Raw genomic sequence first — 17,594 nt, 5'->3', positions numbered from 1 at the left:
TACGGGGCGCGCATCGGGGCCGTCGGTTCCGATGGAGACGAGTGAGCGAAGAGTGGAGGGCGAGCGGGTGTCGGTGAACCACCTGAAGTCGGATACGGGTTCCGACCCGGAGGATGTGACGACCCACGAATTGAGCGTGGACGCGGGTCGTACGTTCGACCAGGCCCGAGCCGAAGCGGCCGTGCGTGAACTGCTGATCGCGGTGGGTGAGGATCCGGACCGCGAGGGCCTGCGCGATACTCCCGCCCGGGTGGCCCGTGCCTACCGCGAGGTGTTCGGGGGACTGTTCACCGACCCGGACGAGGTCCTCGACACGACCTTCGACGAAGGTCATCAGGAACTCGTCCTCGTGCGAGACATCCCGATGTACTCGACGTGCGAACATCACCTCGTGTCGTTCCACGGCGTCGCCCACGTCGGATACATCCCGGGCCCCACGGGCCGCGTCACGGGTCTGTCGAAGCTGGCGCGTGTCGTCGACCTCTACGCCAAGCGTCCGCAGGTCCAGGAACGCCTCACCCGCCAGATCGCCGACGCCATGATGCGCAAGCTGCAGCCGCGCGGCGTGATCGTCGTGGTCGAGGCGGAGCACCTGTGCATGGCGATGCGCGGCATCCGCAAGCCCGGTGCCAGCACCACCACCTCCGCCGTGCGCGGGCTGTTCCAGACCAGTTCGGCGTCGCGTGCCGAGGCCCTGGACCTGATCCTGCGCCGGTGACCGTCTTCCCCGCCGAACAGTGGCCTGTCGTGATGGGCGTACTGAACGTCACCAGTGATTCCTTCTCCGACGGCGGTCGATATCTGGACTGCGAGACCGCGATAGCCCGCGGCTTCGAGCTGCGCGAGCTCGGCGTCGACATCGTCGACGTGGGAGGCGAGTCCACCCGGCCCGGGGCCGTGCGCGTCGACCCGGAGGTCGAGGCGTCCCGCGTGGCGCCGGTCATCGCCGCTCTGGCGGAGGCAGGCATCCCCACGAGCGTCGACACGATGCGCGCCTCGGTCGCCGAGGCGGCCGTGGAGGCCGGGGTGACCATGATCAACGACGTGTCGGGTGGGCGCGCCGACGCCGACATGGCCGCGGTGGTCGCCGAGGCAGGGGTGCCGTGGATCCTCATGCACTGGCGTCCCCTCGGCGAGTTCGTCCACGCGGGCGGTTCGACGCACTACGAGGACGTCGTCCGCGAGGTCCGCGACGAGCTGCTCACGCAGGTCGACATCGCGGTGGCCGCAGGCGTGGACTCCGACAAGATCGTGCTCGATCCCGGTTTGGGTTTCGTGAAGGAACCCGACCACAACTGGCAGTTGCTGCAGCGCCTGCCCGAACTCACCGAACTGGGTTTCCCGGTGCTCATCGGGGCGTCCCGGAAGCGATTCCTCGGATCGCTGCTCGCGGCGCCCGACGGCACGGTCCGCCCGCCCTCGGGTCGTGAGGTCGCCACGGCCGTCGTCTCGGCGCTCGCCGCCACACACGGCGCATGGGGCGTACGCGTCCACGACGTGCAGGCATCCCGCGACGCGCTCGCGGTGGTGCGTGCCTGGCAGCGCGGCAGCGCGGAAGGAGTGCACGCGTGAGCGACCGCATCGAACTACGGGGACTGACGGTCCGCGGCAACCACGGCGTCTTCGAGCACGAGAAGCGGGACGGTCAGGACTTCGTCGTCGACATCGTCGTGTGGCTCGATCTCGCGCCGGCCGCGGCATCCGACGAGCTGGCCGACACGCTGCACTACGGCGAACTCGCCGAGCGAGCCGCGGCGATCATCGCCGGTCCGGGCCGCGATCTCATCGAGACGGTCGCGGGGGAGATCGCCGACGAGGTGCTCACCGACCCGCGTGTCGCCCGGGTGGAGGTCACGCTCCACAAGCCGTCGGCGCCGATCCCGCTGACCTTCGGCGACGTCACCGTGGTGATCGACCGCTCCCGCAGCGATGTGACGGGGAGCGCCTGATGAGTCGTGCCGTGCTGTCCATCGGATCGAACATCGGCGACCGGCTCGCGCACCTGCGGTCGGTCGTCGACGCATTGGGCGAGCGGGCCATCGCCGTCTCGGCGGTGTACTCGACGGCACCGTGGGGCGGCGTCGAACAGGAGGATTTCCTGAACGCGGTCGTCGTCGCGGAGGATGCCGCCTTCGGTCCGCGCGACTGGCTGCGGTTCGGCCAGGAACTCGAGGAGGCCGCCGAACGCGTCCGGATCCAGCGCTGGGGTCCGCGCAGCCTCGACGTCGACGTCGTGACCTGCGTCAGCGGCGAGGGTGAGGTGCGCAGCGACGATCGGGAACTGATCCTGCCGCACCCGCGCGCATACCAGCGGGCGTTCGTGCTCGTCCCGTGGCTCGACGTCGAACCCGAGGCCGTGCTCACCGCCGAGGGCCGGCGGCTGGGCATCGGCGACTGGCTAGACGAACTCGACGCCGCCGAACGGGAAGGTGTGCACCGCACCGACCTGACGCTGGCCGGGCCGAAGACCCAGGGACACGCCGAGTGCTGAAACAGACCCGGATCCGAGATCTGCTGGCGCTGGCCGTGCTGGCAGCGATCGTCGCGTGGTTGCTCGTCCGCACAATGTACGGTTCGCTGCCGCCCATCCCCGTCTACGCGGGAGCCTCGCTGTATCCCGTCGCGGTCATCGAGGTGATCCTGGCGTTCATGATCCGGTCGCGGGTCGGCAAGCACGAGATCGGTGAGGGCCCCGGCAGGTTGCATCCCATCACCGCCGCCCGCGCGGTCGCGCTCGCCAAGGCGTCCGCACTGGTGGGTGCCGCGAGCGCCGGAGTGTGGGCCGGTTTCCTGCTGTATCTCGTACCGCAACGCGGCGTCGTGCAGGCCGCCACCGACGACACGTCGGGGGTGCTCGTCGGAGCCCTCGCCGGCATAGCGCTGGCGGCGGCCGCGTTGTGGCTCGAATACTGTTGCCGGACACCGGAAGACCCCGACGAACCGAACGAACCGGCGCTCTGACATCGGATTTCGGGGTGGGGAAGGGCGTGTCGTCCGGCTCCGATCCGAGGACCCACCCAAGTACCCTGATGGTCATGGCAACCTCGGCGCGACCAGACAGGAATCGCCGTCCGTGGCGCAGTACCGGCTCGATGATCGTGGCCGGTCTGCTCGCTCTGGCGATGATCGCCTCGCTGCTGTTGATCTTCAGTGAGAGCGTGCAATTGCTGCGTGTCGCGGTGGTCGTCGCCCTGTGGGCTGCCACTGTCGGAGCCATCGCGATGAACAAGTACCGCCGGGAATCGGCGCTCGATCGGGCGAAGGCCGACGACCTGAAGACGGTCTACGAACTGCAGTTGCAACGGGAGATCGCGGCGCGGCGCGAGTACGAGCTGACCGTCGAGGAGAAGGTCCGTGCCGATCTGAAGCTCGACGCCGGGGAGATGGCGGCCCTGCGCACCGAGCTGGCCACCCTGCGCCGCACGCTCGAGATGTTGTTCGACGGCCGGCTCCCCGACGATGTCGTCGCCCTCGAGGGCCAGGCGGAGAAGCTGCGTGGACTGAGCGAGGCGGCGCGGGTGTCCGCTCCGCGTCCGTCGGGACCGGCCTTCGCCTCTCCCGACGACGAGCCGGTCACCGCGGAGACCGAGTCGGTCGAGGCGGCCATGCGGGCGGCGGAGGCGTCGGAGAAGACGTCCGCGAAGGGTGATGTCGAAGAACCGCGTGCCGAGAAACAGGCGAAGGTTGATTCTGCGACGGGGAAGTCCGCTACCGGGAAGGTCACGGTCGAGAAGGCGACGGCTGGAAAAGCGGCCGCAGGACCGGACGTCGAGGACGCCGAGATCGAGGACGCGGAAGTCGAGGATCAGAAGGTCGGAGACACGAAGACGGGGGACCCGAAGACCGGGGACGCGAAGGTCGCGAGCGCCGAGAAGGCGGCGGACGGGAAGCCGGAGCCGCAGAAGCCCGGTAAGCACGAGCCCGGATCCGATCCCGACCCGCAAACGGACGCAGACGGGGCCGGAGCGAAGACGAAGGGCGATGACCCCGCGGAGGGGAAGGACACCGCCGCGAAGGCCGATGGAGCTGCGGAAACGACCCAGGAGGACGACGAGGACGACCACGAATCGTCCGGACGTCGCTCCCGGCGCCGTCGCGCCGACGGTGAGGGCCGGACGGTCGCGGAGATCCTCGCGTCGTTGTCGGCCGAGCGCTGATCGCGGGGCGATCGCGCGGCAGGTCGCACCCGCCCCACCTCGGACGATGAGGCGTAGATCACTCGGCCCGATCGTGGCGAGCCCCGGAAAACGCGCGCTATTGTCGAGCGGAACGTCCGGTACCCGCTGAGCGGGACTGGAACGAACGAGAGGACTCCCGTGAATTCCTTCGGGATCACCAACGCACCCGCGCCTGCGCGCCTGTCGGTAGGAATCGTGTCCGCCGGACGGGTCGGCACTGCACTCGGCGCAGCTTTCGAACGCGTTGGTCATGTCGTCGTGGCCTGCTCGGCCGTCTCCGACGTCTCGCGGCACCGTGCCGCCACGCGCCTGCCGGATTCGCAGATCCTGCCGGTCGACGAGGTTGCCGGCCGCTGCAATCTCCTTCTTCTCGCCGTTCCCGACACCGAACTGTCGTCCCTGGTCAAGGGCCTCGCAGCCACCGGTTCGGTCGCCGCCGGCACGATCGTCGTCCACGTCTCCGGTGCTCACGGCACCGCGATCCTCGAGCCGCTGACCGAGCAGGGCGCCGTGCCGCTCGCGATCCATCCCGCGATGACCTTCACCGGCCACGACGAGGACATCGACCGGCTCTCCTCGGCGTGCTTCGGCATCACGGCCGCCGACGAGATCGGCTACGCCATCGCGCAGTCCCTCGTCCTCGAGATCGGCGGCGAGCCGGTCCGCGTCCCCGAGTCCATGCGCATGACCTACCACGCTGCGCTCGCGCACGGCAGCAACCACCTGGTCACGCTGGTCGCCGACGCCGTCGAGGCCCTGCGCAGCGCCCTGCAGGGGGAGGAACTACTCGGCCAGCAACTCGTCGACGACGCCCCCGGTGGAGTCGCCGAACGGGTGTTGCAGCCGTTGCTCTCCGCAGCGCTCGACAACGTGCTGCGGCGCGGGCCCTCGGCCCTCACCGGGCCGGTCGCGCGCGGCGATGCCGACGCCGTGGCCGCGCACCTGCGTGCGCTCGAGGCCGTCGACCCGCTGATCGCCGCCGGGTACCGCGCGCTGTCGCTGCGATCGGCGCAACGGACCGGGTCGAAGCCGGAACTGATGGCAATTCTCGAAGGAGCTGAATACGGTGAGTGAAGCAGGACAGCGCGGATACGTGCGAGGTGAACTGACCGTTCACCACGATCCCGCAGGCCTGACCAAGGTCACCCGGGCTCTGCGCGGCGTCGGCCGCACCGTCGCACTCGTACCGACGATGGGTGCGCTGCACACCGGTCACCTCGAACTCGTGCGCCAGGCCAAGCTCACCGGGGCCGTCGTGGTCGTGTCGATCTTCGTCAACCCGCTGCAGTTCGGGAAGAACGAAGATCTCGACGCCTACCCGCGTACTCTCGACGCCGACTTCGAACTGCTCCGCGAAGCGGGCGTCGAACTCGCCTTCGTGCCGACGGTCTCGGCGATGTACCCGCAGGGCCCGCGCACCACGATCCACCCGGGTCCACTCGGGTCGGAGCTCGAAGGTGCTGCGCGTCCCGGTCATTTCGCGGGCATGCTGACGGTCGTCGCGAAGCTGTTCAACATCGTCGGTCCCAACACGGCGTTCTTCGGTGAGAAGGACTACCAGCAGCTCACCCTGATCCGTCAGATGGTCGCCGACCTGAATCTCGACATCCGCATCCTCGGCGTTCCCACCGTGCGCGAACAGGACGGGCTCGCGCTGTCCTCCCGCAACCGCTATCTCGACCCCGAGCAGCGCGAGATCGCGACCACGCTGTCTGCGGCGCTCGTCGCCGGCGCACACGCCGCAGCGGGCGGAGCCGAGGCGATCTTGTCCACGGCACGCGACGTGCTCGCGCAGAGTCCGCAGATCGAGGTGGACTATCTCGAGGTGCGCGGCGCCGATCTGGGGCCGGCACCCGAACGCGGCGACGGCCGACTGCTCGTCGCCGCACGACTCGGCTCCACACGCCTCATCGACAACGTCGGGGTCGCCGTCGGCACCGGCTTCCTCGAACGAGCCACCGGTCCGGTGGATCCCGACGCCGAAGACAACCTGACGAACCGCTGACCCACCGATCGAATTCGGAAACGAGAAAGAAACCGAGGACGAGCATGTTCCGCACCATGATGAAGTCGAAGATCCACCGCGCCACCGTCACCCACGCGGATCTGCATTATGTCGGTTCGGTGACCGTCGACCAGGATCTGATGGACGCCGCGGATCTGCTCGAGGGCGAGCAGGTCTGCATCGTCGACATCGACAACGGCGCCCGGCTCGAGACGTACGTCATCGCCGGTGAGCGTGGATCGGGCGTCATCGGGATCAACGGTGCCGCAGCACGTCTCGTCAGCCCCGGCGATCTCGTCATCCTAATCGCCTACGGCGTGATGAACGAGCAGGAGTGCAAGGACTACGACCCGCGCGTGGTGTTCGTCGACGCCGACAACCGCCAGGTCGAGCTCGGCAACGATCCCGCCCACGCTCCCGAGGGCTCGGGCCTGATCACGCCGCGGATGCTGTCGACTCTCGACTCCCCGTCCCTGGTCTAGAGGTGCTCCTCACCGTCGACGTCCGCAACACCAATATCGTCCTGGGGGTGTTCGCGGGCAGCGGCTCGCACGCGCGGCTGCTGCGCGACTGGCGCGTCCGTACCGACCCCAGGATGACCGCCGACGAGATCGCCCTGCTGTTCCGCGGTCTGCTCGGCGAATCCGCCGAGCAGGTCACCGGGGTGGCGGCGTTGTCGACCGTGCCGTCGGTGCTACGTGAGCTGCGCGTCATGCTCGACCGCTACTGGTCGTCGGTGCCGCACGTGGTGGTGGAGCCGGGGGTGCGCACGGGAGTGCCGCTGCTCGTGGACAACCCGAAGGAGGTCGGCGCCGACCGCATCGTCAACAGTCTGGCGGCCTACCACTTCTACGGATCCCCGTGCATCGTCGTGGATTTCGGGACCTCCACGTGCGTCGACGTCGTGTCGGGCAAGGGGGAGTTCCTCGGCGGGTCCATCGCTCCGGGTGTGGAGATCTCGATGGATGCGCTGGCGTCGCGGTCGGCGGCGCTGAGGAAGGTCGAATTGCTCCGTCCCCGAGGTGTTCTGGGAAAGAACACCGTCGAGTGCATGCAGTCGGGAGCCGTCTTCGGGTTCGCCGGGATGGTCGACGGCATCGTGCGGCGGATCTGCGCCGAGGTGCCCGGTTTCGACGGTGACGACGTGGCCGTCATCGGCACCGGCGACAGTGCGCCGCTGATCATGCCGGAGTCGCGCACTCTCGAGCACCACGAGCCGGATCTGACCCTCGAGGGACTGCGTCTGGTGTACGAGCGGAACCAGGTGAGACGAGCGGCACGCGGAACTGCGGGTTCCGCTGAGCGTCATTCTGTGTAAAGATGTTCCTCGTGATCCGTTGCATGAGCACCCAGGAGTGTTGTCGAGGCTGACCGCCGCCTCGACCGATAACACATTCCTGGGAGTTTTCTCATGCGCGCTGCGCTTCTTTCCACCACTTCTGTTTCCACCGCTGCTCCGGTTGCCACTATTGCTCCGGTCGCCTTCCACCGGCTCGCCGTCGAGCGCACGTACCCCACCGAACTGTCCGCAGCGGTCGCCCGCGGCGCCGTCGTCGTCGACATCCGCTCGAACGCCGAACGTGCCGCTCAGGGAACACTTCCCGGTGCACTGGCCATCTCCGCCGATCTCGTCGCCGAGCGACTCGATCCGAGCGGCCCGGGCCGTCTCGCCCTCGCCGTCGACCGCGACGTCGAATGGATCCTCGTCTCGTCCGACGGCGCGAGCTCGCACGGTGTGGTCACCGAACTGCACGCGCAGGGTCTGCGCCGGGTCACCCACCTCGTCGGAGGCTACGACGCCATCCGCGCGGCCCGCCTGATCGGCGCAGTCGCCGAGGCCCAGCACGTCGCGCAGGACGTGGCGCGGGTCACCGCTCACTGAAAGCGCGCATCTGCAGGAATAGTGACCTCGGGTGTCCGATAGTCTGGTTACCCGTGAGTGATGCCACCGTTCAGCAGCCCGACGACACCCCCGAGCAGATGCGGGTTCGCCGCGAGAAGCGCGAACGGCTCCTGGCACAGGGTTCGGAGGCCTATCCCGTCGAGATCCCGCGCACCCATACGCTCGCGGAGATCCGCGCCGAGTATCCCGACCTCGAGCCCGACACCGCCACCGGCACCGTCGTGGGCGTTGCCGGCCGCGTGATGTTCTCGCGCAACACCGGCAAGCTGTGCTTCGCGACGTTGCAGGAGGGCGACGGCACCCAGCTGCAGGTCATGCTCAGCCTCGCCGGCGTCGGCGAGGAGGTGCTCGCCGCCTGGAAGTCCGAGGTCGACCTCGGCGACATCGTGTTCGTGCACGGCGAGGTCATCAGCTCCCGTCGCGGTGAGCTCAGCGTCATGGCCGACTCGTGGACCATGGCGTCGAAGGCGCTGCGTCCGCTGCCGGTCGCGCACAAGGAGATGAACGAAGAGGCGCGGGTGCGTCAGCGCTACGTCGACCTCATCGTGCGTCCCGAAGCACGTCGCAATGCACGCATGCGTGTCGCGGTGGTGCGCGAGCTGCGCAACGCGCTCGAGCGTCGCGGCTTCCTCGAGGTCGAGACGCCCATGCTGCAGACCCTGCACGGCGGTGCGGCGGCCCGCCCGTTCGTGACGCACTCGAACGCACTCGACATCGATCTGTACCTGCGTATCGCGCCGGAACTGTTCCTCAAGCGCTGCGTCGTCGGCGGTATCGAGAAGGTCTTCGAGATCAACCGCAATTTCCGTAACGAGGGTGCCGACTCGACGCACTCGCCGGAATTCTCGATGCTCGAAACGTACGAGGCGTACGGAACCTACGATGATTCGGCGCGGATGATCCGCGAGATCATCCAGGAGGTCGCGTTCGGGGTCTTCGGCACCCATGTGGTGACGCTCGCCGACGGTACGGAATACGACTTCGGGGGTGAATGGAAAACTCTCGAAATGTATCCCTCGCTGTCCGAGGCGATCGGCACGGACGTGACCCCCGACACCACACTGGAGGAATTGACGGCTCTCGCGGATCGTGTCGGTCTGGAGATTCCCGAGGGCAAGGGCTGGGGTCACGGCAAGCTCGTCGAGGAGCTCTGGGAGCACATGTGCGGCGACCAGCTGCACGAGCCGACCTTCGTGCGTGATTTCCCCGTGGAGACGTCGCCGTTGACACGCGATCACCGCACGGTGCGCGGGGTCACCGAGAAATGGGATCTGTACGTCCGAGGTTTCGAACTCGCCACGGGTTACTCGGAACTCGTCGATCCGGTGATCCAGCGCGAGCGTTTCGTCGACCAGGCGCGTCTGGCCTCGGAAGGGGACGACGAGGCAATGGCTCTCGACGAGGACTTCCTCGCCGCGATGGAACAGGGAATGCCGCCGACCACCGGTACCGGAATGGGAATCGACCGTCTGTTGATGGCACTTACCGGTCTGGGAATCCGCGAAACAATCCTGTTCCCGATTGTTCGACCGAACACCCGTTAATCGGATTTCGCCGCTCCATATTGCGATGCGTTAATCGGCGGGTAGTGTGGTGCCCGTCCCGCGGGGGGAAGCGCATTTGAGAGGATTTACACCACATGGCGAAAAAAGTCACTGTCACCCTGATCGACGATGTGGATCAGGAGTCGGCGGCGGACGAATCGGTGGAGTTCGGTCTCGACGGAGTGACGTACGAGATCGACCTTTCCGAGGACAATGCGGCACGGCTGCGCGAGCAGTTGGAATTCTGGATCGAACACGCTCGTAAGGTCGGCGGCCGCAAGCGGAGCAAGACCGCTGCCGGAACTGCGCCGGCTGCGCGCAAGAGCGGATCCGGAAGTGCCGGTCGCGAACAGACGGCCGCTATCCGTGAATGGGCACGGAACAACGATCTGCCGGTGTCGGCCCGTGGCCGAATCTCTGCGGAGATCGTCGAGGCGTACAACAAAGCGCACTGACGAATCCTCGTCCGTGGGGCGTCGTCCATCAGTGGACGGCGCCCCACAGTCGTCGGTGGACGGGTTGGGTTGTGGCACAGTGGCGCCTGTCACACACGTCGATCGTGCGGACGACCCGGCACGATGCGGTCGGGGAGTAGCATCCGCTCATGGCCGAGACCGTGCTCGAACCAGGTTCCACCTGCTGGCGAATTGCGCGAGCGGAGAGGTTGACCTGCATAGTCGACGCCGCCGACTATTTCCGTCACGCCAAGGCGGCGATGCTCCGGGCGGAAAAACGCATCATGCTGATCGGGTGGGATTTCGACACCCGGATCAAGTTCGAACCCGAGGGTGCAACTCTCGAGGGACCGAACAAACTCGGTGAATTCCTCGAATGGCTTCCCGAACGTCGACCCGGTCTCGATATTTATCTGCTCAAGTGGAACATCGGTGCGTTCAGTGCCCTCGCACGCGGAATGACGCCGGTGTTCGTGCTCGATTGGCTCACCGACCCGAGCCTGCACTTCGAAATCGACGGGGCGCATCCCGTGGGCGCTGCGCACCATCAGAAAATTCTCGTCGTCGACGACAGCATCGCTTTCTGTGGCGGTATCGATATGACCGTCGACCGCTGGGACACCCCGGATCATCCGGACCGGAGCAAATACCGGCGGGAGCCGAGCGGTAAACGCTACGGACCGTGGCACGACGTGACGACCGCCGTCGACGGCGACGCCGCGCGGGCCCTCGGTGACCAGGCCCGCGCCCGGTGGAAGGCGGCCACGGGGGAGGAGCTCGATCCCGTGCCGGAGCCGGAGCCGATCTGGCCCGACGATCTCGAGCCGACCCTCCGCGGTGTGGACGTGGGCATCGCGCGCACGCTGCCCGCCTACGACGGGAAGGACGGCGTCCACGAGATCGAGGCGCTGTACCTGTCGGTGATCGAGAAGGCGCGGCACACTCTCTACCTCGAGAGCCAGTACCTCGCTTCGCGCAGGATCGCGGAGGCTCTCGCCGAGCGACTGCAGGAACCGGACGGCCCCGAGATCGTGGTGGTGATCCCACGCAACGCCGACGGCTGGCTCGAACGCAAGGCCATGGACGGTGCCCGGCGGGCCCTGCTGCACATGCTGTGGGAGGCCGACGTGCACGGCCGTTTCGCCGCCTACTATCCCGTCACCGCCGGCGGGGAGCCGATCTACGTGCACGCGAAGGTCGTCGTCATGGACGAGACGTTGCTGCGGATCGGGTCGTCGAACCTGAACAACCGTTCGATGGGCTTCGACACCGAATGCGACCTGGCCATCGAGTCCGCCGAACCCGGGGACGCGGTCGGCCGCGCCGCCGTCGAGCTGCGCAACATCCTGGTGGCGGAACATCTCGACGTCGACCCCGAGGTGATCGCGGAGGCCACGAAGGACGGTGGTTCGCTCATCTCCGCCATCGAACGGTTGCGCGGTCCGGGACGTTCGCTGCGGCCGTTCGAACCGGGTACGGTGTCGGACGAGGACAGTGTCCTCGCAGAAAGTGCTCTGGCCGATCCCGAACGCGCCTCGCGGAGCTTCGGACGCAGGATCGAGCGATTCTTCGCCCGTTGATCCCCCACAGCCTCTGTTCGCTTGTGGCGTACAGCTTGCGGAAACGTATCCGCCACGTGCAGCGTTGACTTCTGAAACCGGGTTTTCTCGCCGCCTTCCGAAGGGTAGAGGGAAAGCGAGTCGATACCACGGCCACTAGAGTGTGGAGTGGGAGCTTGGAACCTCTGAAAGGTTCCGACGAACGACTCGAGTGCCGGAGCTTAAGAGCGGCAGCAGGGTGCGGGACGATCGGCGTACCGGACCGGCGGCCGGAGAGTGTGAGGGAGTGCGATGTTCGAAAGGTTCACCGATCGCGCGCGGCGCGTCGTTGTCCTGGCTCAAGAAGAGGCCAGGATGCTCAACCACAACTACATCGGCACGGAGCACATCCTCCTCGGCCTCATCCACGAGGGTGAGGGTGTGGCGGCGAAGTCGCTCGAGTCGTTGGGTATCTCCCTCGAAGGTGTGCGCAGCCAGGTCGAAGAGATCATCGGCCAGGGTCAGCAGGCGCCCTCGGGGCACATTCCCTTCACTCCTCGTGCCAAGAAGGTCCTCGAGCTGAGCCTTCGCGAAGCGCTCCAGCTCGGACACAACTACATCGGTACCGAACACATCCTGCTCGGTCTCATCCGCGAGGGTGAGGGCGTGGCGGCGCAGGTGCTCGTCAAGCTCGGCGCCGACCTCAACCGGGTGCGTCAGCAGGTCATCCAGCTGCTGTCCGGTTACCAGGGCAAGGAGCCCGCAGAATCCGGCACGAGCCGTGGCGAGACCGGCACTCCGTCCACGTCGCTCGTCCTGGACCAGTTCGGCCGCAACCTCACGCAGGCAGCTCTCGAAGGCAAGCTCGACCCGGTCATCGGCCGGGCGAAGGAGATCGAGCGCGTCATGCAGGTGCTGTCGCGTCGTACGAAGAACAACCCGGTGCTCATCGGCGAGCCGGGTGTCGGCAAGACCGCCGTCGTCGAGGGCCTCGCGCAGGCCATCGTCAACGGTGAAGTCCCCGAGACCCTCAAGGACAAGCAGCTCTACACGCTCGACCTGGGCTCGCTCGTCGCCGGCAGCCGTTACCGCGGCGATTTCGAGGAACGCCTGAAGAAGGTCCTCAAGGAGATCAACAGCCGCGGCGACATCATCCTGTTCATCGACGAGCTGCACACGCTCGTCGGTGCCGGTGCTGCCGAGGGCGCGATCGACGCTGCGTCGATCCTCAAGCCCAAGCTCGCCCGCGGTGAGCTGCAGACCATCGGTGCGACGACCCTCGACGAGTACCGCAAGTACATCGAGAAGGACGCCGCTCTCGAGCGCCGCTTCCAGCCGGTGCAGGTCGGGGAGCCGACGGTGGAGCACACCATCGAGATCCTGAAGGGTCTGCGCGACCGCTACGAGGCGCACCACCGCGTCTCGATCACCGACAAGGCGCTCGTCGCGTCGGCCACTCTCGCCGACCGCTACATCAACGACCGCTTCCTGCCGGACAAGGCGATCGACCTCATCGACGAGGCCGGTGCCCGCATGCGCATCCGTCGCATGACCGCGCCGCCGGACCTGCGCGAGTTCGACGACAAGATCGCCGACGCCCGTCGCGAGAAGGAATCGGCGATCGACGCGCAGGACTTCGAGAAGGCCGCGAGCCTGCGCGACAAGGAGAAGCAGCTCGTCGCGCAGCGTGCCGAGCGCGAGAAGCAGTGGCGTGCGGGCGATCTCGACGTCATCGCCGAGGTCGACGAGGAGCAGATCGCCGAGGTCCTCGCCAACTGGACCGGTATCCCGGTGTTCAAGCTCACCGAGGAGGAGACCACGCGTCTGCTCCGCATGGAGGACGAGCTGCACAAGCGGATCATCGGCCAGGAGGACGCCGTCAAGGCCGTCGCCAAGGCGATCCGTCGTACGCGTGCCGGCCTGAAGGACCCGAAGCGTCCGTCCGGTTCGTTCATCTTCGCCGGCCCGTCCGGTGTGGGTAAGACGGAGCTGTCCAAGGCGCTCGCGAACTTCCTGTTCGGCGAGGACGACGCGCTCATCCAGATCGACATGGGCGAGTTCCACGACCGCTTCACCGCGTCGCGCCTGTTCGGTGCTCCTCCCGGCTACGTCGGCTACGAAGAGGGCGGCCAGCTCACCGAGAAGGTGCGCCGCAAGCCGTTCTCCGTGGTTCTGTTCGACGAGATCGAGAAGGCCCACCAGGAGATCTACAACACCCTCCTGCAGGTCCTCGAGGACGGTCGCCTCACCGATGGCCAGGGACGCACGGTCGACTTCAAGAACACCGTGCTGATCTTCACGTCGAACCTGGGCACCGCCGACATCTCGAAGGCTGTGGGGCTCGGCTTCTCGGCCGGAACGGGCGAGGCGTCGAACTACGAGCGGATGAAGAACAAGGTCCACGACGAGCTGAAGAAGCACTTCCGGCCCGAGTTCCTCAACCGTATCGACGACATCATCGTCTTCCACCAGCTCACGCAGGATCAGATCATCCAGATGGTCGACCTGATGGTCGGACGTGTGGAGACGCAGCTGAAGAACAAGGACATGGGTATCGAGCTCACCGAGAAGGCGAAGTCGCTGCTCGCCAAGCGCGGCTTCGACCCGGTGCTCGGCGCACGTCCGCTGCGTCGCACGATCCAGCGCGAGATCGAGGATCAGCTCTCCGAGAAGATCCTGTTCGGCGAGATCGGCGCAGGCCAGATCGTCCTCGTCGACGTCGAGGGCTGGGACGGCGAGGGCGCCGGCGAGAACGCGAAGTTCACGTTCACGCCGAGCGAGAAGCCGGCCGAGGTCCCGGACACCCCGGCGGTCGCGCTGGCCAAGTCCAGCGAGGGCGAGTCCGAAGCCGGATAAGCGTCCGCTGCCTGTGGGAGCGGGCACGTGTTGCTGCCTGTGAGAGCAGGCACCTGCTGTACCGAGAGGGGCGGCACCCGAGAGGGTGTCGCCCCTCTCGTCGTCCGACGCACTTGACCTTCAGTCGGCTCGAGGTTGCACGGTGGTGGTGACCGGACGACGACCAGGAGGTACCGCGATGCGGCAAGTACTGCCCGATCTGTGGGAGACGCAGGAGGACAATCCGTTCCCGGGGCTGAGGACGCACGCCTATCTGTGGACCGGGACGAACAACGTGCTCTTCTACTCGGTCGCGGGTGAGGCCGATTTCGACGAACTGGGCCGCCTCGGGGGGATCACCGACCAGTACCTGTCCCACCAGGACGAGGCCGGTCCGATGCTCGGCAAGATCGCCGAGCGCTTCGGGCCGAGACTCCACGCCGCAGCGGCGGAGGCCGACGTGGTCGGCCGGCACGCCCGCATCGACGTCCCGCTGACGGAATGTCATGTGGACGACAACGGGGTGGAGATCGTTCCGACACCCGGGCACACGGTGGGCAGCACCTGCTATCTGGTGCCCGGCGCGGACGGGACCCGCTACCTGTTCACCGGCGACACGCTGTATCGCGGTGCTTCGGGGACGTGGCGGGCCGGCTACATCGAGGGGATGAGCGACGCCCGTGTGCTCGCCGACAGTCTGCGCCTGCTGGCGAAGACGGAACCCGATGTGGTGGTCTCGAGTGCGTTCGCGGGGGAGGCGGGCGTGCATCGGATCGACGCCCGGGAGTGGCCCGCCCACGTCGACCAGGCTCTGAGCGGGTTGTCTGCCGCGGTGCAGGGCTGAGCAGAGATCTTCTTTCCGGCCGATCTGCCCTGCCGCGGGTCGCGGCCGACCTTGCCGCCTGCTTATCTGCCGATGGTCGGCATGTGCGCGGTGAGTGTCGACAGGGTGCTGGCGACGATCTCGGTGAGTTCGTCGGGACGGATGTCGAGCGTGCCGTCGAGCCAGCCGCGGACGAGCTCGACGGCGCCGGCCATGACGACCACCGCACGCAGTTCGGCCTGCCGGGAGTCGAGGCGGGTGCCCACCGCGTCGCTCTGCTTGGCGAGTTCGTCGGCGGCGGACCGGATGAACGCGCTCTTCCGCTCGGCGAGCGGGGGCGCGTCGGAGATGAGGAAGCGACCCTGCTGGGGGTTGCGTTCGACGGCGCCGACGATCGCTCCCACCGCGGCGCGTGCCTTGGCGTGCAGCTCGTCGGGGGCCGCCGCGATGGCGTCGACGGCGCGTTCGAGCAGGGTCGCGCCGAGCTCGTCGTAGGCGGTGGTGACGAGGTCGGTCATGTCGGTGAAGCTCTCGTAGAAGAAGCGCGGGCCGACTCCCGCGGTGGCCGCGACCTTCCGTACCGTCGTCGCCGACCAGCCCTCGTCGGCGACGACGTCGATCACCGCGTTCTGGAGACGCTTGCGGCGTTCGGCGCGCCGGTCGGCCGGGGCGACGCCGCGATACGCGCGGGTGGCTTCGGGCTCGGACACATCGTCGAGTGTGGCACAACACGACCAGACTTCCAGAATCGACCAATTCCGGAATCAAGTGTGTACTAATTGTGGAATCCTCGTCATGGTCGGTCCCCGAATCCGGACGAGGAGGAAACGTGACGATCGATGCATCGTCGATTGCCCACCTGCACGACCGAACCGATCGACTCGCACCGAAGCCGATCCTGCGAGAAGGCGGCCCGCGTCTGGCGATGTCGTTGCTCGTCGGCGACTCGGTGCGGCCCACCAGGGCCCAGTCCCGGGCGTTCGCCAAGTTCGCGCACACCTGCGATCCCGTGGCCGACGATCTGGTCGCCGCGATACGCCGCGACCGGCTCCGCATCCGCACGCAGTTCGAACAGGCACTCGAACACGGCATCGAGACCGTGGAGGATTCCGCGCCCGAGATGGCAGCGTTCATCGCCACCCTCGACGGCGTGCCGTTCCGGGTCGATTACGACAAGCTCGATCTTGCCGCGCGGGCGATCGTGCGGATGCCGATGAGCACCTTCATGGCGTTCACCACCGCCATCGCTTTCCCGGCCAGCTACCCTCTGCGTCTGATCTGGCTGGCGGTCTGGTCGGCGGTCGACCCCGACGACTCGTCCGCCGCTCTCACCGAGGCCGCGCTGAAGGCCGTTCCCTGCATCTACGGGGTCGACGGCCCGGGTGCGCAGAACCGCATCAGGAGCAGGGCGCGCTATCACTTCCACGCCGACCTGGCCCGCCTGTCGCTGGGCTCCGGATACGCCGACGTTGTGGGTGTTCCGCGACTGAACCCGATGGCGGCGCCGTACCCGGTGTGGTTCGCGCGCAACCTCCTACGCGACCGTCTGAATGTCCTGGTGCCCGGAGGCGCCGGACGCGCCGCCCGGCGGGGTCACGCCGAGCGTATGCGGGAGATCGCCGAGGTGAAGCGGCGGCTCGAGGCGCGGCCTTACGAACGGGACGGAGCCGTGCAGTCGATCCGTGAGCGCGACCGCGAACTCAGGGCGCGATCGGCCTGATCCGGACATCAGGAACGCTCTGGCGCGAACGGCCCTCGCCACCACGACGACTCTGCAAGTGTGGTTCGTGAAGCACTGTCTTCGTGAAGCACTGTCGCATGCAGTGCTGTCGCACCCAGAGAAGGAGAGGTCATGCCCACTCGTACCGCACGGACCGCATGGAACGGGGATCTGCAGAAGGGCTCCGGTCAGGTGGAGCTCACCAGCTCGGGCCGTGGCACGTTCGACGTGTCGTTCCCGAAACGCTCGGCGGAGAACGCGGACGGCACCACCAGCCCCGAGGAGCTCATCGCCGCCGCACACTCGTCGTGCTTCGCGATGCAGTTGTCCGCGCTGATCGCGGAGGCGGGCGGCACGCCGCAGAGCCTCGAGGTCACCGCCGACGTCTCGCTGGGGCCCGATCCGGCGGGCGGATTTCGACTCACCGGAATCCGGTTGAAGGTGCGGGGCGAGGTCGACGGCCTCGACGCCGACGGCTTCGTCAAGGCCGCGGAGGACGCGAAGGCCGGATGCCCTGTGAGCAAGGCACTCACCGGCGTCGAGATCTCCCTGGACGCCGCGCTCGAGAGCTGACGGGTTCGTGGACCGATCGG

19 protein-coding genes are annotated in these 17,594 nt (G+C 67.4%); 18 read left to right on the top strand and 1 reads right to left on the bottom strand.

The annotated features are described in order from the left end of the window. The first annotated feature begins 31 nt into the window (after positions 1-31). From folE to BLV31_RS23385, 16 genes are all read left to right on the top strand, one after another. On the top strand, positions 32-718 hold the full coding sequence (gene folE, locus BLV31_RS23460) for a GTP cyclohydrolase I FolE (RefSeq protein ID WP_259443952.1): 687 nt from the start codon (positions 32-34) through the stop codon (positions 716-718). 32 nt (positions 719-750) lie between these two features. Beyond that, positions 751-1,572, top strand: coding sequence for a dihydropteroate synthase (gene folP, locus BLV31_RS23455; RefSeq protein ID WP_170318478.1), 822 nt, complete (start codon positions 751-753; stop codon positions 1,570-1,572). Next, positions 1,569-1,949, top strand: a complete 381-nt coding sequence (gene folB / locus BLV31_RS23450; RefSeq protein WP_064061082.1) for a dihydroneopterin aldolase — start codon at positions 1,569-1,571, stop codon at positions 1,947-1,949. Before folP ends, folB begins: the two co-directional genes overlap by 4 nt. After that, a complete protein-coding gene (folK, locus tag BLV31_RS23445) occupies positions 1,949-2,491 on the top strand; it encodes a 2-amino-4-hydroxy-6-hydroxymethyldihydropteridine diphosphokinase (protein ID WP_064061081.1) in 543 nt (180 codons plus the stop codon). The genes folB and folK overlap by 1 nt, the downstream gene beginning before the upstream one ends. Further along, positions 2,485-2,961, top strand: coding sequence for a DUF3180 domain-containing protein (locus BLV31_RS23440; RefSeq protein ID WP_019290198.1), 477 nt, complete (start codon positions 2,485-2,487; stop codon positions 2,959-2,961). Before folK ends, BLV31_RS23440 begins: the two co-directional genes overlap by 7 nt. A gap of 74 nt (positions 2,962-3,035) precedes the next feature. Beyond that, the gene (locus tag BLV31_RS23435) at positions 3,036-4,157 is read left to right on the top strand and encodes a DUF6779 domain-containing protein (protein WP_248846256.1); all 1,122 of its coding nucleotides are present in this window, start codon (positions 3,036-3,038) and stop codon (positions 4,155-4,157) included. Positions 4,158-4,316: 159 nt separating this feature from the next. Further along, positions 4,317-5,252, top strand: a complete 936-nt coding sequence (locus tag BLV31_RS23430; RefSeq protein ID WP_024102843.1) for a Rossmann-like and DUF2520 domain-containing protein — start codon at positions 4,317-4,319, stop codon at positions 5,250-5,252. Beyond that, positions 5,245-6,183 (top strand): pantoate--beta-alanine ligase, encoded by a 939-nt coding sequence (panC, locus tag BLV31_RS23425; RefSeq protein WP_006550511.1) that lies wholly within the window; start codon positions 5,245-5,247, stop codon positions 6,181-6,183. Before BLV31_RS23430 ends, panC begins: the two co-directional genes overlap by 8 nt. A gap of 44 nt (positions 6,184-6,227) precedes the next feature. Beyond that, the gene (panD, locus tag BLV31_RS23420; RefSeq protein ID WP_006550510.1) at positions 6,228-6,665 is read left to right on the top strand and encodes an aspartate 1-decarboxylase; all 438 of its coding nucleotides are present in this window, start codon (positions 6,228-6,230) and stop codon (positions 6,663-6,665) included. Positions 6,666-6,667: 2 nt separating this feature from the next. Further along, positions 6,668-7,501 carry a type III pantothenate kinase gene (locus BLV31_RS23415; RefSeq protein ID WP_006550509.1) on the top strand — a complete coding sequence of 278 codons (834 nt, stop codon included), beginning with the start codon at positions 6,668-6,670 and terminating at the stop codon, positions 7,499-7,501. A 93-nt stretch (positions 7,502-7,594) separates the two neighbouring features. Next, a complete protein-coding gene (locus tag BLV31_RS23410; RefSeq protein ID WP_006550507.1) occupies positions 7,595-8,065 on the top strand; it encodes a rhodanese-like domain-containing protein in 471 nt (156 codons plus the stop codon). A 98-nt stretch (positions 8,066-8,163) separates the two neighbouring features. Further along, positions 8,164-9,630: a lysine--tRNA ligase gene (gene lysS, locus BLV31_RS23405; RefSeq protein ID WP_230826494.1), complete on the top strand. Its 1,467-nt coding sequence runs from the start codon at positions 8,164-8,166 to the stop codon at positions 9,628-9,630. A 95-nt stretch (positions 9,631-9,725) separates the two neighbouring features. Beyond that, positions 9,726-10,085 carry a histone-like nucleoid-structuring protein Lsr2 gene (locus BLV31_RS23400; RefSeq protein WP_006550504.1) on the top strand — a complete coding sequence of 120 codons (360 nt, stop codon included), beginning with the start codon at positions 9,726-9,728 and terminating at the stop codon, positions 10,083-10,085. 149 nt (positions 10,086-10,234) lie between these two features. Next, positions 10,235-11,665 carry a phospholipase D-like domain-containing protein gene (locus BLV31_RS23395; RefSeq protein ID WP_039584532.1) on the top strand — a complete coding sequence of 477 codons (1,431 nt, stop codon included), beginning with the start codon at positions 10,235-10,237 and terminating at the stop codon, positions 11,663-11,665. Positions 11,666-11,935: 270 nt separating this feature from the next. Next, the gene (locus BLV31_RS23390; RefSeq protein ID WP_006550502.1) at positions 11,936-14,479 is read left to right on the top strand and encodes an ATP-dependent Clp protease ATP-binding subunit; all 2,544 of its coding nucleotides are present in this window, start codon (positions 11,936-11,938) and stop codon (positions 14,477-14,479) included. 178 nt (positions 14,480-14,657) lie between these two features. After that, on the top strand, positions 14,658-15,302 hold the full coding sequence (locus BLV31_RS23385) for an MBL fold metallo-hydrolase (protein ID WP_064061079.1): 645 nt from the start codon (positions 14,658-14,660) through the stop codon (positions 15,300-15,302). 62 nt (positions 15,303-15,364) lie between these two features. Here BLV31_RS23385 and BLV31_RS23380 read toward each other — a convergent pair whose 3' ends face one another. Next, the gene (locus BLV31_RS23380; RefSeq protein WP_024102849.1) at positions 15,365-15,991 is read right to left on the bottom strand and encodes a TetR/AcrR family transcriptional regulator; all 627 of its coding nucleotides are present in this window, start codon (positions 15,989-15,991) and stop codon (positions 15,365-15,367) included. A 119-nt stretch (positions 15,992-16,110) separates the two neighbouring features. Between BLV31_RS23380 and BLV31_RS23375 the strand changes: the two genes are divergently transcribed. Both BLV31_RS23375 and BLV31_RS23370 read left to right on the top strand, forming a co-directional pair. Beyond that, positions 16,111-17,001 (top strand): hypothetical protein, encoded by an 891-nt coding sequence (locus BLV31_RS23375; RefSeq protein ID WP_064061078.1) that lies wholly within the window; start codon positions 16,111-16,113, stop codon positions 16,999-17,001. A gap of 132 nt (positions 17,002-17,133) precedes the next feature. Continuing rightward, positions 17,134-17,574, top strand: a complete 441-nt coding sequence (locus tag BLV31_RS23370; RefSeq protein WP_006550498.1) for an OsmC family protein — start codon at positions 17,134-17,136, stop codon at positions 17,572-17,574. Positions 17,575-17,594: the final 20 nt, after the last annotated feature.

The sequence above is a fragment of the Rhodococcus pyridinivorans genome, from assembly GCF_900105195.1.
Classification (GTDB): Bacteria; Actinomycetota; Actinomycetes; order Mycobacteriales; family Mycobacteriaceae; genus Rhodococcus; species Rhodococcus pyridinivorans.
The sequence above is the reverse complement of the archived record's forward strand: the minus strand, read 5'-3'. Positions and strand labels throughout refer to the sequence as shown.

Bases quoted from the DNA above. Each gene is read 5' to 3' on its own strand.
- folE (WP_259443952.1), top strand. From the start codon at position 32: ATGGAGACGAGTGAGCGAAGAGTGGAGGGCGAGCGGGTGTCGGTGAAC.
- folP (WP_170318478.1), top strand. From the start codon at position 751: ATGGGCGTACTGAACGTCACCAGTGATTCCTTCTCCGACGGCGGTCGA.
- folK (WP_064061081.1), top strand. From the start codon at position 1,949: ATGAGTCGTGCCGTGCTGTCCATCGGATCGAACATCGGCGACCGGCTC.
- BLV31_RS23435 (WP_248846256.1), top strand. From the start codon at position 3,036: ATGGCAACCTCGGCGCGACCAGACAGGAATCGCCGTCCGTGGCGCAGT.
- panD (WP_006550510.1), top strand. From the start codon at position 6,228: ATGTTCCGCACCATGATGAAGTCGAAGATCCACCGCGCCACCGTCACC.
- BLV31_RS23410 (WP_006550507.1), top strand. From the start codon at position 7,595: ATGCGCGCTGCGCTTCTTTCCACCACTTCTGTTTCCACCGCTGCTCCG.
- lysS (WP_230826494.1), top strand. From the start codon at position 8,164: ATGCGGGTTCGCCGCGAGAAGCGCGAACGGCTCCTGGCACAGGGTTCG.
- BLV31_RS23400 (WP_006550504.1), top strand. From the start codon at position 9,726: ATGGCGAAAAAAGTCACTGTCACCCTGATCGACGATGTGGATCAGGAG.
- BLV31_RS23395 (WP_039584532.1), top strand. From the start codon at position 10,235: ATGGCCGAGACCGTGCTCGAACCAGGTTCCACCTGCTGGCGAATTGCG.
- BLV31_RS23390 (WP_006550502.1), top strand. From the start codon at position 11,936: ATGTTCGAAAGGTTCACCGATCGCGCGCGGCGCGTCGTTGTCCTGGCT.
- BLV31_RS23385 (WP_064061079.1), top strand. From the start codon at position 14,658: ATGCGGCAAGTACTGCCCGATCTGTGGGAGACGCAGGAGGACAATCCG.
- BLV31_RS23370 (WP_006550498.1), top strand. From the start codon at position 17,134: ATGCCCACTCGTACCGCACGGACCGCATGGAACGGGGATCTGCAGAAG.